This is a genomic window from Martelella radicis (assembly GCF_014196625.1).
GTDB lineage: Bacteria > Pseudomonadota > Alphaproteobacteria > Rhizobiales > Rhizobiaceae > Martelella > Martelella radicis.
The window spans coordinates 33,145-50,722 of the sequence record NZ_JACIDZ010000024.1 but is presented as its reverse complement, the minus strand read 5'-3'; the positions used below and the strand labels follow the sequence as shown (position 1 = coordinate 50,722).

Below are 17,578 nucleotides of genomic sequence, written 5' to 3'. Positions count from 1 at the left end.
AGGAACTTGACCACAACCGCAGATCCGAAACATACCTAGCAGGCGGGTCAATTCTAGGTGGAAACGCCGGGTCAGTTCTCAGTGGCAATCAACACGCCGACTTTATCCCGCGTGTGTCACACGCTCTTGGGAACCCAGATTCCAGCTTAAACCGTCACATCCCACCTGATCCAATAGCCCTGATCCTGCCTGCCCGCTCCATTCGCTTTGCTCCCGTGTTGGCAGGACCGCCTTCGGCGTCGCAAGCGACAGGACTTTGGGGTGTTCTGTTTACGGTACTCCCGTCCTCTTAAATGGTCACCGTCCCGGAACGAAACGTTGCCTTTTTCACTCGTTTTGTCTCGGACGCTCGCCGCTGGGCAAGGGTTCAAGCGCGGGGTGAAAGGTTTCTCGCGCTGCTCAAACCCTAACCAATTGAGGCAGCAATGATCCTACTACATGCACAACCCTATGACATTTCCGCAAAAGGCTTCTATTTCGAAAGCGCTGAGGATTACGAGGTCAAGGCGGAAAACAACGAGAACGACTACGGCGAGCCAGTCGAGGAATATGAAATCCAGTTTATCGACGGTGAGGACATAGACTGCGCACTGGCAGAAGCGTGGAGCATCAATCAGGCCAATTTCGCCGCCTATCTGGAAGCTGCCGGGGATTGGGATGAAGACGACAAGCACCGCTACATTATCGCGGTTGACGAGTGCGGCTATTCCCACGAACAGGTAGCGGGCGATCCGAGCAGCATCGATATGACGCTCTATGTGGTTTCCTCCATGAGCGAATTGGCTGAGCAGTTTGTCGAGGAAGGGTTGTTCGACGAAATCCCCGATAGCCTTAAGTTTTACATCGACTATGAAGCCATCGCCCGCGACCTGTCGGCTGATTATTCCGAAATTACGATAGCGGGAACCAATTTCATTTTTCATTGCGCGTGATTGCGGCCAAGCCTAATGGCTTGGCCATTTTGTCTACGGGTCGCTTGATGGGCGAAGAGCCAGTTCGGCTTCGATGTTTCGCAGCGATGCCAGAGCGTTTTGATGATCTTGCGATCCACGTAGTGCCAATGCCTGCGCGTTGAATGCTTTGCGGTAAAGGCCGCACAGTTCATTTGTTGGAAGCGCTGCTGCCTCAAAGCGAGTGACGAGTTTCATATTTTCCTCCTTTTGATCGGAGGCCCCGAACCATTCAGGGCCTTTCGGCCCTCACGTCATCCTCGGCTCAAGGAAGGCCTGGATGGTTCGGCGGTAGAACGGAAACAAAGGAGAAAAGTGGAGCTGTCAAAGGGGTTGAAGACGCACTTGACGACTGAAATGCGCGTCTGGAGCGCGCTTAACGCGCAAATATTGACATCCGACTGGCATGCATGAGATCATAGGAATAATAGAAAGGAGGCCGTCATGGGACAAGCTGATGAAAGCAAGATGGTCAAACGGTTGAACACCACGCTTCCTGATCCGCTGGCGGCTTATGTCGGCGAGATCACTGGCAAGGGCGCATTGTATGAGACGCCGAGCGAATTTATCCGCGATCTGGTGCGCAGGCACATGGAGCGGGCGCTTGAGCAAGAACGCCACGATATCCGGTCTATGCTGGCACAATCCCTTCGGGAAAACGACTATGCGGACCTTTCCGCGAATGATTTCGATGATGCCCGCAGGGTTGCGAGCGAATAGGTGCCTATGTCCGGATTGAAGCGCAGCGCCTTATTCAAACGTCAGCTTTTGGAAATAACCCGAAGCTATCGGCAACGCGCTGGATCAGAGATTGCCCTCAAATTCGTTGATCAGGTCGAAGAAAGCACCCGCTTTGTCGTCTCCAAGCCGAAAGCTTGCCCCGTCTACACGCATTTGGAGGGAAAAGAATTTCGCAAGTGGGGCGTTCGTGATTTTCCGGTGTCGCTGTTTTTCCGGGTTGAACAGGATGGCGCCGTGATTCTGGAAGCCCTCTATGCGCATCGCATGAATATAGCTTCTCGGTTTCAGGGTGATATCGAATGATATCAGGATTTTTCATCCGATCTTGCAAGCAATGATTTTGATTGGATTTCAAGGCTCGTTGAGTATGGTGAGGAAGTAAATAGCGCGGCTTACAAGAGTTGCACCTGAAATTCGTTCAAACTCATTTTTGCCTGAAACAACCTTTGCGAAGAACCAGATGTCTAAATCCAGCTTTGTTGAGAAAGCCCAAGGCGAAACAAAAATATGTCAATCTTGTGGGGCCAAGATTGCTGCAGAATTTCCGATTTGTTCTTCCTGCGGAACTAGGCAACACCCTTTTTGGCGTCCGTTCTTTCGAATTTCCGGAACATTGGCGGCTATCTTGGTGGTGGTGTCTTTCTTTACGACTGCGGCTGCACTCGCTCCTCAAATGTGGGCCACATTTTTTCCTGATCCAGAACCGCATCTCCTACGTCTAGTTTTTGATTCGAGCGATATCGGAAAACGTAAGTTTGCCGGACTTGAACTGGCCAACACTGGGAACGTCGACGTCTATGTTATCGCGGCTGAATTTAGGCCAAGTGAGGCGGCGCTCGCAGATTTGGGTGATCTTTCAATAGCAATTCGCAAAACAATTAAGTCTGGCGAGATTTTGGACACGCGCATCGCGATGATTGGAACACATGTCGGCGCGCGTCGCGCACCTGCGCCAGTTCTTATTTTGCCGCAATACTACCCGGTTGTACGTGAACTGGTTCATGCATCTGGTCGCCCCCTGGATCGGTGCTTTATTCTGGCTCCGCAAAATGCATTTGTCGACGTCGGCTCCCCGGAAAATGGTGACTTTCGGTACGCTGAGGCTTTAACCCGCCTTGAAGGTCAACTGATATACTACGATCCAGAAGACCTTCGGAGCCGCTGCACTGCTCGGTTGCGCAACCTCTATCTAGAAGGTTCGATCTATTTGGAACAAGCATGCCTGGAGGCGATAGGTGGGCAGTCCGCAATGTTTCAAGCAATTGGCAAGGCACAGGAAACGGGCAGGCTTTCAAGGCCGGTGTATCCTATGACACGCAATCAATACGAGCCTCTCAGTCATTGCGAATAGTTTTCAAAACGACTTCCTCTCGACGCTACCCATGAAACTCACGTCATAGCTCCAATTCAGGTTTCGGCCCGCTATTGCGTTTCATTTCCTGGTTTTTGCGTTGCTGCACGAGTTCGCGTGCTTCCTCACCCATGGCGAGGTAGTCTATTACGTCGCGGCTGAGCCTTGAGAGCATTTTATGCTCATGTTTACGACGCAGTACGATCATGGCTTGCAGTGCGCGGCGTTCGGAAAGCTGTTTTTCAGTGATAGCCTGTTTCTCCTGACGGTCACGCTTCTGCGCCTCCGCAGCTTCCTTCTCGTTTTGTGCGCGGATTTTTCGGCTGTTGCCGGTGACCCAACTCCACAAGCCCTTCAGTCCGCGTGGCAGGCGAGCGGCACGCGTGCGCTCTTCTTCCTGCCAGCGTTCTGCATGTTGCTGTTTAAGTTCGGCGCGGGCAGCGCGATGCCGGTCCACCATATCTTTACGCTGGAAGGTCAGCGAAAGGCCTTTCTTTCGATATTTCACTTCCAGTTCCCGGATATAGGACTGCACCTGCTTGGTCATCTTCGCGGCAATCCACTGCCGGGTTTCATCGACGGTTAGAAGTTTAGGAGCTTCGCCTAGGCGCTGTTTGACTTCTTTGCTTTTCACACCAGTAAAGCGGGATAGCGAAAAGGCCTCGCCGCGATAATCCAGAACGACAAAGCCACGCCGATCACCATGTGCCAGAAAATAGCCATGCTCGAAGAGTGCGTTGCGCAGGGCGGATGCGGAATCGGATTTTTCCCAGCATTCCTGCATGATCTCTTTCATCCGCTTCGGATCATGGCCGAGCCGTTTGGCTTGCTGCCACTCCGCAAGCGTGAAGTTCAGCGGGCTGGGTGACCGAACGCGCTTGAATCCGTCAGGCATTTCCCACCCGTGTTCAATGTAGAGTTCACGAGCGATGCCGTTCAGCTTGTTCTTGTAATGCGGCAGGTTAATCGCCTTGAGTTCTCGAACATCAATCCGCGACCAGACCGCGTGGGCATGTCGTCGTCCTTCCTTTTCGTGAAACACGATAGCGCGGGGCTGATCTTCCAGTCCCAAGCGCTTCTCGATCCGGTTCACGGCAGCCTCAAACACCTCCACTGGTACGTTTTCGGTTTCAGGAGGGCTGAGTGAAAGTGAGAATAAATAATTCTGGCACCGTGTCCCTTTGGCTATGGCCTTTACCTCGTGCAATGCGCCATGCAGGCTGTCAGCGGCGAAGCCTCGCAGTTCGTGCAGCTCAACATGCTCATTGTCTTTCTCATTCATCAAATGCCGTGCCAGATTGGCGGCATTGGCCCTTTCGCTGGCTTTCAGGATCATGGACCCTCGCTTTCTAGCCCAAGGGCGACAATCAGCATTGATCGCATTTCCGCGATATTCGCACAGGCTGAACGCAAATCGCTTTCAGTGTCAGGATTTACAGGCAAGGAGCCGGTGTTGACGGCCTTTGCGAGCTGGTTGACATTGTTGCTGAGGCGCGAAGAACCAAGCGCGGACAGAACCCGCGCCAACTCCCGATGGTCTGCAACGGGATGGGTTCCACGTCGCCGGACCTTCTTCAAATCCTCCTGAAACAGCACCGCCTTGATATAGGTGCCGAGCGGAAGCCCATTTGCGGCATTTTCCAGTTTTGTGCGCTCTTCAAACGTCAGACGCAGCGAGAACGGCGTAGGAGTCTTGGGAGCGGACTCCTGCGGTCGACCGGAATATGTATTAAAATCAAGGTGCTGGTTCGTCATCGTCGCACCTCAGATCGTTTAGATCATAGTCTGCGAGATGGGCTTCCCATTCCTCTAAAACCTCAAAAAGAGAGTTCAAGTTCTCTCTTTCAAGGTGCACCATTTTTCCGTATCATTCTTTGACGAACGTGCAAGCGGCATCGATCTGTCGCGTTTGGCGTTCAGTTTCGGTCTTAACTTATCGAAACAATGCCTGAAGCGCTTGAATATGCCGCGGACAGCCAGAGGCAGTTCCGATGACACCACCGAAACTGCCTGTTCTCCAAAGCTGTTATTGTCAGGATATTCCTAGCCGAGTTGGGCGACCATTTTCCGTGCGCCGATCCTGCCAAGGCCTTCGAGGCTTTCGGCGAGGCTTTGCCTGAAGTCGACGCTTTCCCGGAGTATTTCGGGGAAAATGCCTGAGCCCGAGAGGACGCGCTCGACCTTCTCTCGCGACGATCCGCCATTGGCGAGCGTCTTCAGCCTGTCGGCCAGCGGGTCGCGCACGTCGATCGGTGCGCCCTTGTCATCCGTGCCGGCGACATAGCGGATCCAGCCGGCAACGAGCAGCGTGAGGCGCGGGCAGGGCGATCCGCTCTTCAGATGATGCGCGATTGATTCGAGCGCGCGTTGCGGCAGTTTCTGGCTGCCATCCATGGCGATCTGCCAGGTGCGGTGGCGGATCGCGGGGTTTTCGAAACGCGTGATCAGCGCATCGGCATAGTCATCAAGATCAATGCCTTCCGGAGCCTCAAGGGTGGGGATCTGTTCCTGGCCCATCAGGTCGCGGGCGGCCTTGCGGTAGGCCGGATCCTGCATGCATTCGGCAATGGTCTCATAGCCGCCGAGATAGCCGAGATAGGCAAGGAAGGAATGCGAGCCGTTCAGCATCCTGAGCTTCATGTTCTCATAGGGCACGACATCATCGGTGAAGGTCGCGCCGGCGCGGTCCCAGTCCGGGCGACCGGAAACGAAATCATCCTCGATCACCCATTGGCGGAAGGGCTCGCAGACAATGCCCGCGGGGTCTTCCGTGCCGATCCGCTCGGCAAGCAGACGGTAGCTTTCCTCGGTCATCGCCGGGACGATGCGGTCGACCATGGTGGAGGGGAAACGGCCGTGTTCCTCGATCCAGTCGGCGAGCCCCCTGTCGCGGGCGCGGGCGAAGTCGATGACGGCGCGGCGGGCGAGCTTGCCGTTTGAGGGGAGGTTGTCGCAGGAAAGCACGGTGAAGGGCTTCTGGCCGGCGCGCTTGCGGGCGGCAAGGGCCGCCACCAGCGTACCGACGACCGAGCGCGGCTGATCAGGGTTTTCGAGATCGGCCTTGATCGCCGGATTGTTGAAATCAAGCCCGCCGTCAGCGCCGAGCGTGTAGCCCTTTTCCGTGACGGTGATGGAAACGAGCGCGATCTTTTCATCGGCAATGGCGGCGATGATGCCCTCGGAGCCGCATTCTTCCATGTGCCGATGATCGACCACAGCGCCCGAAATGCGCGCCTTCTGCCCGTCGGCGGCATTTTCGACGACGCTGTAGAGATAATCGCGCTCGGCGAGCGCCTTCAGCGGCGCGGACGGGCCTCTCAGCTCGATCTCGCGATAGCCCCAGGTGCCGCCGGCGCGCAGAACGTCGTCGGTATAGACGGCCTGGTGGGCGCGGTGAAAGGCGCCGAAGCCGATATGGCACATGCGTGCCTCTATCTTCGAGCGATCGTAATCCGGGCGCAAAACATCGGCTGCGGCCTGATCAAGGAGCGGATTGGAGGACATGGCGGTTCCTTCCGTAAAACGGCGCATTGGGGCTGGCGCCGACGGCAATGGGAGGTGTGAAAAAAAGCGGGAGGGCATATGCCCTCCCGAAATGCCGGTCAGCGACCGACAGTCTTGCCGTTGGCGTCGGCCATGCCGTTCACGGCAATTGAGCGTTCTTCGCCTTCGGGCAGGAGTATCCGGACAGTCTCGTAAGGCGGCTTGTAGTCGCCTTCATGCTGCCAGTTGAGGGTAAGACCGGCATCATCGCCGGAAAGGGCGTAATGCGTCTGGCTGTGGCCCGCGGCCTCACGCCAGTTCACCGTGTCGCCGTCATCCTCATATTCCACCGATGTCGCCTCGAAGCGGCCGGGAACAGGAAAGACGGCGAGCGTGCGCGCCGTGTCGGCCTTGGCATTGGCGCGGTTTGCGCCATCGGAAAGCGGGATCACCGCACCGGCGCGGACAAAGAGCGGCATGCTGGCAAGGTCCACCGGAAGCGTCGCTTCCGTGCCGGGCGCGTGATATTCGCCCGACCAGAAATTCCACCAGCCGGTTTCATTCTTCGGCAGATAGACCGTCCGCTCGGCAGCACCCTTGTCGACGACATTGGCGACCAGGAGATCACGGCCAAGCATGAAGTCGTCGGTCTCCTCGAATGTCCGGGGATCGTGCGGATGGTCGAGGAAGGTCGGGCGCAGCATCGGCTCGTCGGCCGTGGTCGCAAGCCATGTCAACGTGTAGAGATAAGGCGTCAGCCGGTAGCGGAAGGCAAGCGCCTCGCGGATCAGCGGCAGAACTTCCGGATACATCCAGGCCTCATTGGCCGTACCGTCATCGTTCCACGAGTGGATGGTGAAGCGCGGATGGAAAATGCCGTTCTGGACCCAGCGGACGAAGAGTTCCGGCTCCGGCTTCGGGCCGGAAAAGCCGCCGACATCGTGGCCGACATTGTAGATGCCGGAGAGCGACATGGAGAGGCCCATGCGGATATTGTAGCGCACCGTTTCCCAGCGCGTGTAGTTATCGCCGGACCAGGTCTGGGCGTAACGCTGGATGCCGGGGCAGCCGGCGCGCGAGATCAGATATTGCCGGTGATCCGGATCGAAGGCTTCCTGCGCTTCCTTCGAGGCGCGGCTCATCAGCAGCGAATGCAGCGGACGGATCAGCGCGACCGGGATCTCCTTGCCGAAGCCGTTGCAGCGGGCCTCGTCATCCCAGATCTCATACTCGTTATTGTCGTTCCAGGTGCAGGCGATGCCCTTCTTCAGGAGCTGCTCGGTCACGCCCTTCTGCCACCAGGCGATGGAGGCCGGATTGGTGAAATCGAGATGGGCGCCGCTGTCGTCCCAGTAGACCGCATCCGCATAGGAATTGGTCTCGCTGTCGGTGACGAACAGCCCGGCATCGAGCGCCTCGTCGAAGCGCGGATGGTCCTGCAAGAGCGCCGGCTTGATATTGGCGATCAGCGTCACGCCGGCATCGGCGAATTTCTTCGTCATGCCCTCGACGTCGGGGAATTTTTCATAGTTCCAGTTGAAGACATAGCGCTTCGAACCGATCGAGGTATAGCCGGACGACATCTGGAAACTGTCGCAGGGGATGGCGTGCTCGGAAAGTTTTACCAGAAAGCCTTCGAGCTCCTCCTGCGCATTGGGGCGGTCGGTATAGGCCATGGTGGAGCCGGAATAGCCAAGCGCCCAGCGCGGCATGAAGGCGGTTCCGCCGGTGAGCCGCGTGTGACCCTTTACGAGGTCCAGCATCTCCGGCGCCCAGGCGAAATAATAGTCGAGATCGCCGTCGAGCGCGCGATAGGCACGGAAGGGCTTGTGGTAGTTGTCGAACTCATTGCCGAGGTCGAACCAGCAGGAAGCGAGATTGTCGTAGAAGACCGAAAAGGCGCCCGCGTCCGGCGTCACGGTGAAGGTGACGGGCAGGTGCTTGTAGAGCGGGTCGGTGGTCCTGGCATCATAGCCCATGGCATCGAGATTGCGCATCTCGTAGCGGCGGCCGGAGCGTTCGAGTTCGCCCGCCTTTTCGCCGAGGCCGTAGACCTTCTCTCCGGGTTTTCTCAGCAGGAAATGGCTGTTGCGGTGATCGCGGATGCCGAGCATGTAGGCGCCGGTCGGGCGCTCCTCGGCAACCAGCTTCCATGTGCCGTCAGCCTGTCTCGCGTCCCAGCGCATGGTCAGCGGGTTTTCGACGGTGAGCCTGAGGGCGTCGGTCTCTATGGTGAGCGTCTCGCCTTCGGTGCAGGTGAATTCCGGTAGCGAAAAACCGGAAAGGTCTTCGCGGGAACGGCCTTCGAACGGCACGTCTTCTTCAGGGGCGACTGACCAGGTGCGGTCGAGCCGCCATTCGCCGGCTTTCTTCAGCGAGACGCGAAAGAGCGCCTCTTCGAGCACGGCGATGCGGAGGGTGTGGGTGCCGTCTACGGTGAGCGTGACGCCATTGGCGTCACGCGCGTCGAGCGCCCAGGTCTTGAGGGTACGCATAGTCTATCTTCCCTTGTCGTTAGCCGCCATAGCCCAGAAGCAGGCGGGGCAGGCCCAGGCTGACTGCAGGAACATAAGTAACCAGCATCAGGACCGCGATCAGGGTGAGGAAGAAGGGGATCAGAGGCTTGATCACCTTCGGGATCGTGGTGCCGCCGACCGAGCAACCGATGAAGAGCGCCGATCCGACAGGCGGGGTGCAGATGCCGACGCAGAGGTTGAGCGTCATCATCACACCGAACTGGACCGGGTCCATGCCAAGCTGCTGAACCACCGGCATCAGGATCGGGGTGAAGATCAGCAGCGCCGGCGTCATGTCCATGAAGGTGCCGACAACCAGAAGGACGACGTTCAGGATCAACAGGATCAGGATCGGGTTGTCCGACAGGCCGAGCATGAAATCGGAGATCATGTTCGGGATGTTGCCGAAGGCCATGGCGCGCGACATCGCGATCGAGCAGCCGATCATCAGCAGGACCACGGCAGTGGTGATCGCCGATTCGAGGATGATCGAGGGAAGCTGCTTGATCGAGGTTTCGCGATACCAGACGAAGGCCAGAAGCAGGGTGTAGACGACGGCGATCGCCGAGGCTTCGGTGGCGGTGAAGATGCCGCCAATGATGCCGCCCATGACGACGACGATCAGGCCGAGCGGCAGGAGCGCATCGAGACCCTTCCTGACGAATTCGCCGGCGGTCGGGCGCGGCTGGGTCGGGTAGCCGCGCTTCTTGGCGATGATGCCGGCGACGATCATGATGCCGACGCCCATCAGGATGCCGGGTACATAGCCGGCGACGAAGAGGGCTGCGACCGAGGTGCCGCCGGAAATCAGCGAGAAGACGATGAAGGTCGAGCTCGGCGGGATCAGGAGGCCGGTCGTGCAGGACGAGATATTGACGGCGGCCGAATAGGCCGGGTCATAGCCTTCCTTCTTCTGCAGCGGCGCCATGACGCCGCCGACGGCAGCCGCCGAGGCTACGGCCGAACCCGAAAGCGCGCCGAACATCATGTTGGCGAGCACGTTCACATGGGCGAGCGAGCCGGGAAGGGCGAAGCCGAGCACTTTGGCGAAATCGATGAGCCGGCGGGCAATGCCGCCGCGGTTCATGATGTTGCCGGCCAGGATGAAGAAAGGAATTGCCAGAAGGGTGAAACTGTCGAGGCCCGAGGACATTTGCTGGGCGACGATGAAGAAGGACTGGTCGATGCCGACGAAGAGCGCGAAGGTGACGGCAGCCGAGACACCGATGGCAAAGGCGATCGGAACGCCGAGAACCATCAGCAGGATGAAGCTGCCGAACAGGACCAGCGGGGCGTAGGACATAAGCATGAAAGGAACTCCCCTTAGTTCAGTGGTCCGCCGGCCTCGGCGGGCGCGGCTTCAACGGGCGTCTTGCCGGCAAAAAGGCGGACGGCCATCTGCAGGCAGTAGAAGAGAATGACGGCGCCGGAGACTGGAATGGCGATGTAGATGTAACCCATCGGCATCTGCAGGGCGGGCGAGACCTGGCCGTTGGCCAGCGTGCGACCAACGAGCGCGCCGCCGCCATTGATCATCACGGCGATGGCGAAGAAGGCGATGACGGCGACGACCAGAAGTTGGGCAAGCTGCTTGCGCCAGCCCGAAAGCGCCGGCGCCAGGATCTCGATTGCGAGATGCCGGCCCTTGCCGAAGGTGTATGCGCCGCCGATCAGCGCCATCCAGATAAACAGGAAACGGGCGATTTCGTCGGTATAGATGGACGGCGCGCGCAGGATGTAGCGGCTCATGACCTGCCACACCACGCAGACGACCATGCCGGAGAAACCGGCGACGATGATGACGCGCAAGATCGCGTCGATCACATTGGCAAGGCCGTCGACAAGACGGCTGATCGTGTCGGGTTTTCCTTGTTCGGACATCCGACCCTCCCTTGAGCGAGTTCTTTGTGCAGCCTTCTGGTTGATACCTTTGGCCGATGGTTGGAGCATGAACCAAAACCAAAAATTGGTCAACCAATTTATCTATTTTGGTTGACACCTAAAATAATTTGGTCAACCATAAGGCCACCCGCTGCAATAAGGCACTCTGTGGCGGTCTGACAATCACTCCTCAAACGAACGGGTGCCGGGAGGAAGATATGAACATCTTTTCCAAAGTCGCTTTGATGACGGGCGTCGCTGCTGTCGCCTTTGCCGCAACCGCCGAAGCGCGCACGCTTCGCCTCAACCACAACAACCCGCCGGACCATCCGCTCCACATCTCCATGGAATTCATGGGCGATCGCCTGTCCGAACTGACCGATGGTGACTGGGACATCCAGGTTTTCCCGAACGGCCAGCTTGGCAATCAGCGCGAATCGATGGAACTGGTCCAGAGCTGCGTGCTCGACATGGCCAAGAGCAATGCCAGCGAGCTGGAAGCCTTCGAGCCGACCTATTCGGCCCTGAACCTGCCCTATCTCTTCCTCAGTGAAGATCACCAGTTCGACATTCTGACCGGTGAAATCGGCCAGGAAATCCTTGATGCCTCCCATGACAAGGGTTTCCAGGGCGTTGCCTTCCTGATCGAGGGTGCACGCTCCTTCTACGGCAACAAGCCGATCAACACGCCGGCAGACCTCCAGGGCATGAAGATCCGCGTTCAGCCGAGCCCCTCGGCCATCCGCATGGTCGAGCTTCTGGGCGGCAGCCCGACGCCGCTTGCCTATGGCGAGCTTTACAGCGCCCTGCAGCAAGGCGTCGTTGACGGTGCGGAGAATAACCCGACCGCGCTCACCACCGTGCGTCACGGCGAAGTGGCGGACTTCTTCTCGCTCGACGAGCACACCATGATCCCCTCCGTCGTGGTGATCTCGAACTGCGCATGGGATTCCATGTCCGATGACGACAAGGCCGCCTTCCGTCAGGCCGCCCAGGAAGCCATGCAGTTCCATCGCGAACAGTGGGACGAAATCGTTTCCACGACGATGGGCGAGATCGAGGAAATGGGCGTGACGGTCAACACCGTCGACAAGGCGCCCTTCATCGAAGCCGTTCAGCCGATGTATGACGAAGTCAAGGGCAGCTCTCCGGCTGTCGCCGACCTGGTCGACCGCATCCAGGCCGAAGGCGCAAACTACAGCGACAACTAAGTCGCATGAAAAATTGGTCGGCCACTTCGGGTGGCCGGCCGGTTAAGGCAGCATTTACAGGTTTTGGTGGAGGTTTTTCATGCTCGAGCGATCAGAATTGGCGGAGAACGCGCTGCAGGCGCTGCATGACGAGGACTATGATCGTCCCTTCAATCCGCAGAACCTCAACCACACCACCATGATCTTCATGGGTGACCGCGAGCAGGTCTCGCTCGATGGCGACTGGAATTTCTGCGTCGATCTTCTCGATACGGGCCTGCGCCAGAAATGGTTCGCCATGGAACCGGCTGCGCCGCGTGACCGTGAGGAACCCTGGGATTACGACCCCTATATGGGCGAGACCGTGCCGGTGCCCTCCTGCTGGCAGATGCTCAAGGAGAAATGGTATTTCTTCGAGGGCAGCGCCTGGTACACCCGGCCCGTCGACTTTTCGCCGAAGCCCGGCAAGCGCACCTTCCTGCGCGTCGGCGCCGCGCAGTATGACTGCAAGGTGTTTCTGAACGGCGAATTCATCGGCAATCACTATGGCGGCTCGACGCCGTTCTTTGCTGAACTGACCGATCAGTTGAAGGATGGCCGCAACTGGCTGATGCTCTGCGTCAACAATCAGCGCACTACCGACCGCGTGCCCATGCGCAATACCGACTGGTTCAACTATGGCGGCGTCTATCGCGAGGTTTCGCTGATCGAGACGCCGCAAAGCCTGATCCGGGACTTCTTCATTCACATGAAACCGAGCGCCGAACGCACCGGACTTGTCGCAAGCGTTGTTGCCGAAGGCGCGGAGACCGCCGAAATCGCGATCCCCGAACTCGGGGTCAGCGAAACCGTGACGCTGGTTGACGGCCGTGGGACCCTCGCGATCGACGCCGCGCCGTTGCTCTGGTCGCCGGAGCGCCCGAAGCTTTATAATGTGCATGTCACCGCCGGCGACGACCGCGTTTCCGATCGCGTCGGCTTCCGTACGATCGAGCGGAAGGGTCGTGAGCTTTTCCTCAACGGACGTCCGCTCTGGCTCAGGGGCATTTCGGTGCATGAGGATGACGCGAAGCTCGGGAAGGTCATCACCGAAGACGACCTGCGCCGGCGCTATGCCCATGCCAAGGAGATGGGCTGCAATTTCGTCCGTCTTGCCCACTATCCCCACCACGAACGCGCCGTTGAACTCGCCGATGAGTTCGGGCTGCTCGTCTGGGCGGAAATTCCGGTCTACTGGGCCATCGATTTTGCCAATCCGGCAACCGAACGCGACGCGCAGAACCAGTTGATCGAGCTCATCCGCCGCGACCGCAACCGCGCCAGCGTGGCGATCTGGTCTGTGGGCAATGAAAACGCCGATACCGATGCGCGGCTTGCATTCATGAAGGGGCTTGCCGAAACCGCCCGCGCCGAGGACCCGACGCGGCTGATCGCCGCCGCCTGCCTCGTCAACCACACCAAGCTGAAGATCGAGGACCGGCTTGCCGCCTATCTCGATATCATCGGCATCAACGAATATTATGGCTGGTATGACGAGGACTTTTCCGAACTGCCGAAAATCCTCGCCAATTCCCAGCCCGATCGCCCCGTCGTCATCTCCGAGACCGGCGCCGATGCGGACATCACCGAGCACGGGCCCAAGGATGGCCTGTTCTCCGAAGATTACCAGGCGGAAGTCTACGAAAAGCAGATTGCCACCTTGCGGGACCTCGATTTCGTCAAGGGCATGTCGCCCTGGATCCTCTATGATTTCAGGACCGAACGCCGCCAGGGTATTTTCCAGCGCGGTTTCAACAGAAAAGGTCTGATTGCTGCTGACAAGGTAACCAAGAAGAAATCCTTCGCTATAATGCAGGAATTCTATCGGACGGTTGCCGCAGGGGAGGTTGACGAATGGGAGACACCGTAAAACGCCGTTACCAGGAGGTGGCTGCCGAAATCCGCGATCTGATCGCGCGCTCGAACTACAAGCCGGGCGATCGTCTGAAGACCGAGCGGCAGATGGCCGAGGAACTGGGCGTCAGCCGTTCGCTGGTGCGCGAGGCGGTGATTACACTGGAGCTTGAAGGCCTGGTCGATGTGCGCAAGGGTTCCGGCATCTACCTCGCCACCCCGCCGGAAGAGGCTGCACATGACGAGCCGGCGCTCGAAGATCTGCCGGATGATTTCGGTCCGTTCGAACTGCTGCAGGCCCGCCAGCTTCTGGAATCAACCATTGCCGCCTTTGCCGCCGAAATGGTCTCCATGGCCGACATCCGCCGCATGCGCGAAGCGCTCGACATGGAGCGCGAGGCGATCGAGAAGGGGACCGATGACGGCTATGAGGCGGATGAGCTGTTTCACCGGCTGATCGCGGTTGCCACGCAGAACGCCGTGCTGGTCGATCTTCTCGACGAGCTCTGGGGCAAGCGCAAGAAGAGCCGCATGTGGGCGCAACTCCATACCCGCGTCTTCGATACGGATTATCGCCGCCGCTGGCTGCAGGACCATCAGGAAATCCTGCAGGCGCTGCAGATGAAGGATCCGGCACGCGCGCGACAGGCGATGTGGACACACCTTCAGAACGTGCGCGAGACTCTTATGGAACTTTCGGATGTCGATGACCCGGCTTTCGACGGCTATCTGTTCGGCTCGCGCGAACTGGGCCGGATCGTGGGCTAGCCTCACCCGCGGCCGAGAAGCGCCCGAAACAACAGTTTTGACAGTCTGCCGCGCGCGTTCCCCAGGCGAGCGCCGTCCCCGGACTGCCTTATGAAAATGACAGGAGAATACGATGAAGGAAAGCTGGCGCTGGTTCGGACCCAATGATCCGATTTCACTTGCCGAGGTGCGCCAGACCGGCGCGACCGATATCGTTACCGCGCTGCACGAGCTGCCCAACGGCGTGTTGTGGGAGCGCGAGACGATCGCCGCCCGCCGTGACATGATTGCCGAGGCCGGTCTCACCTGGTCCGTCGTCGAGAGCATTCCGGTTCACGAGAAGATCAAGACGGCCGAGCCCGGCTGGGAAAAACTCGCCGAAACCTGGGGGCGCTCCGCCCAGAACCTCGCGCGCGAAGGCGTGAAGACGATCTGCTACAATTTCATGCCCGTGCTCGACTGGACCCGCACGGACCTGACCTATCCGCTCGAAGACGGCGCGCTGGCGCTCCGGTTCGACTATCTGCTTTATGTCGCCTTCGACGTCTTCGTTCTTCAGCGCAAGGGTGCGGAGGCCGACTATCCGGCAGATGTGGTCGCAAAGGCCGAGGCTCGTTTCAAGACGCTGAGCGAGGATGCGATTGCCAAGCTCACGGGCACCGTGCTGGCCGGCCTTCCGGGCGCGGAGGAAAGCTATTCGCTGGAAGACTTCCGGGCGCAGCTTGCCCGTTATGATGCGATCGATGCGGCAGCGCTTGCCGAGCAGCTTTCGCGGTTTCTCGAGATCGTGGTGCCGATGGTGGAAGAGGCGGGCGCCGTGATGGCGATCCATCCCGACGATCCGCCGCGTCCGCTCTTCGGCCTGCCGCGCGTCGTCTCCACCGTCGAGGATATGGACCGGATTGCCGCCCGCGTGCCGAGCCTTGCCAATGGCTTCACCTTCTGCACCGGCTCCTACGGCGTGCGCGCCGACAATGACCTGCCAGCAATGCTGAAGAAGCACGGCGAGAGGGTGCATTTCCTGCACCTGCGAGCCACCAAGCGCGAGGACGATGGTCTGAGCTTTCACGAGGCGCCGCATCTTGAAGGCGATGTCGACATGGTGGCGGTCGTCAGGGCGGCGCTTGAGGTGGAAAAGGCCAGGGGCGTCCAGCTTCCATTCCGACCGGATCACGGCCATGCGATCCTGGATGACCAGTCGCGCAAGACCAATCCCGGCTATCCGCTGATCGGCCGACTGCGCGGCCTCTCGGAGGTGCGCGGCATCGCCCGGGCGCTTGCCTCGCTCCAGTAGCTGCAAGAGCGGCGGGGACGCCCGGCGGCCCTGCTTTTCCCTTTGCTGCAAGTTGTTCGCGCCTTTGGGCGCGGCCGCTTGCGGGGTTCCTGGCGCGCCTTCTCCGAGCCTTGCGTTTTTTGCATAGGGGCATTGCTGAAAAGGGTCTGCCTCAATCGGAATGAAACGATTATATCCGGTTTAACAGCAAATGATGAGCGTCCCTCAAAAACGACGCTCCAGCGAAGAGACAGAAAAATGAACGTCACGCGCAGCTTCAACAACTGGATGAAATACCGTCGCACCGTCAGCGAGCTGGATCGCATGTCGACCCGCGAACTGTCCGACCTCGGCATCAACCGCGAAGATATCCGCCGGATCGCTCGCCGGGCCGCATTCTAAGCGAAGCACAAGAATTACAGGAATTCGAAGGGCATTCTCCTCCTCCTCCCAAAATGCCCTTCGATAGGTCGGTGATACTCCTCCTCCTCCCAATCACCGGCCACATCAAATGGCGCTCACCGGATCCTCCTCCCCCGGTGAGCGCTATTTTTTTGCGCTGTCGCCAGTCGATAAGTGCTCCCGGGCTGCACTGCCTGTTTTCTGGTCAAAATTGAGGCAGGTTCTCCAAGCTTTGCATAGAATGCATAGGACTGTTGACGCAAACCCTCTGCCTCAACCCCGCGCAAGCCTCTATATCTCGCATTGTCAGGAACAGAGATGCGTCGCACGGATGCGGCGCCGAGACCTTCAAGCGAAGGGAGATATGATATGAGCATGGCACATAGCTTCAACAACTGGATGAAGTATCGTCAGACGGTCAGCGAACTGAACCGCATGAACAACCGCGAACTGGCCGATCTCGGCATCAATCGCGAAGACATCCGCCGGGTTGCCCGCAAGGCTGCGAAGTAACCAGCCTCTCGCGGGGCCGCCGCTTCCTCTGCTGAAGCGGCCTGCAGCCCCCGGCAAAAGACGGTGAAGCGTGGGCGAAACGGCCCCGCATCAGCGCAAAAAAATCCGTATCGCCCTCTGTCCTTCCTCCCGGACAGAGGGCGTTTCTCGTTCGGAACAACGGCATGCATGCAAGGGCTTTCGGCCGGACAGCAGGCCGCAACCGTACCGAAAAATAAAAATTTAGCGTCTTGCTCCAGTCATAATTGTCGCGTAACAAAAGGCGCATCGAATTGGTTTGCTAAGTTACGTCTGCGCGAAAGTGCTGGAAACGGTCTTCCTATCAAAATCGAACGACACTGCATGATGGATATCATGTGATCTTGGAACGCACGATTTGAAAGGAAATCGTTATGAGCGTCGGCACTGTAAAATTCTTCAACACCACCAAGGGCTATGGCTTCATCGAACCGGAAGACGGCGGCAAGGACGTTTTCGTCCACATCTCCGCTGTTGAGCGCTCCGGCATGACCACCCTGGCCGAAGGCCAGAAGGTCAACTTTGAAGTTGTTGCTGATCGCCGCACGGGCAAGAGCGCCGCTGAAAACCTCAGCGCTGCCTAATTCCGAGCGCGGCCGGCCCCAAAGGCCGGACACGAA

18 protein-coding genes are annotated in these 17,578 nt (G+C 58.7%); 11 read left to right on the top strand and 7 right to left on the bottom strand.

Annotation, left to right across the window (positions count from 1 at the left end):
* Window positions 1–425: 425 nt before the first annotated feature.
* Complete coding sequence (locus GGR30_RS22170) at window positions 426–932, top strand: antirestriction protein ArdA (RefSeq protein ID WP_183491274.1); 507 nt, start codon at window positions 426–428, stop codon at window positions 930–932.
* Between the two features lie 33 nt (window positions 933–965).
* Here the strand turns inward: GGR30_RS22170 and GGR30_RS22165 are convergent, their stop codons facing one another.
* The gene (locus GGR30_RS22165) at window positions 966–1,148 is read right to left on the bottom strand and encodes a hypothetical protein (protein WP_183491272.1); all 183 of its coding nucleotides are present in this window, start codon (window positions 1,146–1,148) and stop codon (window positions 966–968) included.
* Between the two features lie 246 nt (window positions 1,149–1,394).
* Between GGR30_RS22165 and GGR30_RS22160 the strand changes: the two genes are divergently transcribed.
* From GGR30_RS22160 to GGR30_RS22150, 3 genes are all read left to right on the top strand, one after another.
* Window positions 1,395–1,670 carry a ribbon-helix-helix domain-containing protein gene (locus GGR30_RS22160; protein ID WP_183491270.1) on the top strand — a complete coding sequence of 92 codons (276 nt, stop codon included), beginning with the start codon at window positions 1,395–1,397 and terminating at the stop codon, window positions 1,668–1,670.
* Window positions 1,671–1,676: 6 nt separating this feature from the next.
* Window positions 1,677–1,994 (top strand): type II toxin-antitoxin system RelE/ParE family toxin, encoded by a 318-nt coding sequence (locus GGR30_RS22155; RefSeq protein WP_183491268.1) that lies wholly within the window; start codon window positions 1,677–1,679, stop codon window positions 1,992–1,994.
* 157 nt (window positions 1,995–2,151) lie between these two features.
* Window positions 2,152–3,042 (top strand): hypothetical protein, encoded by an 891-nt coding sequence (locus tag GGR30_RS22150; RefSeq protein WP_183491266.1) that lies wholly within the window; start codon window positions 2,152–2,154, stop codon window positions 3,040–3,042.
* Between the two features lie 43 nt (window positions 3,043–3,085).
* On the opposite strand, the gene GGR30_RS22145 is transcribed toward GGR30_RS22150, so the two are convergent.
* From GGR30_RS22145 to GGR30_RS22120, 6 genes are all read right to left on the bottom strand, one after another.
* Window positions 3,086–4,378: a relaxase/mobilization nuclease domain-containing protein gene (locus tag GGR30_RS22145; RefSeq protein WP_183491264.1), complete on the bottom strand. Its 1,293-nt coding sequence runs from the start codon at window positions 4,376–4,378 to the stop codon at window positions 3,086–3,088.
* Window positions 4,375–4,797 carry a hypothetical protein gene (locus GGR30_RS22140; protein ID WP_183491262.1) on the bottom strand — a complete coding sequence of 141 codons (423 nt, stop codon included), beginning with the start codon at window positions 4,795–4,797 and terminating at the stop codon, window positions 4,375–4,377. Before GGR30_RS22140 ends, GGR30_RS22145 begins: the two co-directional genes overlap by 4 nt.
* A gap of 288 nt (window positions 4,798–5,085) precedes the next feature.
* The gene (locus tag GGR30_RS22135) at window positions 5,086–6,546 is read right to left on the bottom strand and encodes a mannitol dehydrogenase family protein (RefSeq protein WP_183491261.1); all 1,461 of its coding nucleotides are present in this window, start codon (window positions 6,544–6,546) and stop codon (window positions 5,086–5,088) included.
* A gap of 98 nt (window positions 6,547–6,644) precedes the next feature.
* On the bottom strand, window positions 6,645–9,020 hold the full coding sequence (locus GGR30_RS22130) for a glycoside hydrolase family 31 protein (protein WP_183491259.1): 2,376 nt from the start codon (window positions 9,018–9,020) through the stop codon (window positions 6,645–6,647).
* Between the two features lie 19 nt (window positions 9,021–9,039).
* A complete protein-coding gene (locus GGR30_RS22125) occupies window positions 9,040–10,350 on the bottom strand; it encodes a TRAP transporter large permease (RefSeq protein WP_210288141.1) in 1,311 nt (436 codons plus the stop codon).
* Between the two features lie 14 nt (window positions 10,351–10,364).
* Window positions 10,365–10,922 (bottom strand): TRAP transporter small permease, encoded by a 558-nt coding sequence (locus GGR30_RS22120; RefSeq protein ID WP_183491256.1) that lies wholly within the window; start codon window positions 10,920–10,922, stop codon window positions 10,365–10,367.
* A 218-nt stretch (window positions 10,923–11,140) separates the two neighbouring features.
* Here GGR30_RS22120 and GGR30_RS22115 point away from each other — a divergent pair, with 218 nt between their 5' ends.
* From GGR30_RS22115 to GGR30_RS22085, 7 genes are all read left to right on the top strand, one after another.
* Window positions 11,141–12,133 carry a TRAP transporter substrate-binding protein gene (locus GGR30_RS22115; RefSeq protein WP_183491254.1) on the top strand — a complete coding sequence of 331 codons (993 nt, stop codon included), beginning with the start codon at window positions 11,141–11,143 and terminating at the stop codon, window positions 12,131–12,133.
* 79 nt (window positions 12,134–12,212) lie between these two features.
* Window positions 12,213–14,021, top strand: coding sequence for a glycoside hydrolase family 2 protein (locus GGR30_RS22110; RefSeq protein ID WP_183491252.1), 1,809 nt, complete (start codon window positions 12,213–12,215; stop codon window positions 14,019–14,021).
* Complete coding sequence (locus GGR30_RS22105) at window positions 14,006–14,773, top strand: FCD domain-containing protein (RefSeq protein WP_183491250.1); 768 nt, start codon at window positions 14,006–14,008, stop codon at window positions 14,771–14,773. Before GGR30_RS22110 ends, GGR30_RS22105 begins: the two co-directional genes overlap by 16 nt.
* 112 nt (window positions 14,774–14,885) lie before the next feature.
* Window positions 14,886–16,046: a mannonate dehydratase gene (gene uxuA / locus GGR30_RS22100; RefSeq protein WP_183491248.1), complete on the top strand. Its 1,161-nt coding sequence runs from the start codon at window positions 14,886–14,888 to the stop codon at window positions 16,044–16,046.
* 237 nt (window positions 16,047–16,283) lie between these two features.
* Entirely contained in the window at window positions 16,284–16,427 is a 144-nt protein-coding gene (locus GGR30_RS22095; protein ID WP_081725756.1) for a DUF1127 domain-containing protein, read from the top strand.
* Between the two features lie 369 nt (window positions 16,428–16,796).
* Entirely contained in the window at window positions 16,797–16,940 is a 144-nt protein-coding gene (locus GGR30_RS22090) for a DUF1127 domain-containing protein (protein WP_183491246.1), read from the top strand.
* 392 nt (window positions 16,941–17,332) lie between these two features.
* A complete protein-coding gene (locus GGR30_RS22085; RefSeq protein ID WP_138749904.1) occupies window positions 17,333–17,542 on the top strand; it encodes a cold-shock protein in 210 nt (69 codons plus the stop codon).
* Window positions 17,543–17,578 lie beyond the last annotated feature (36 nt).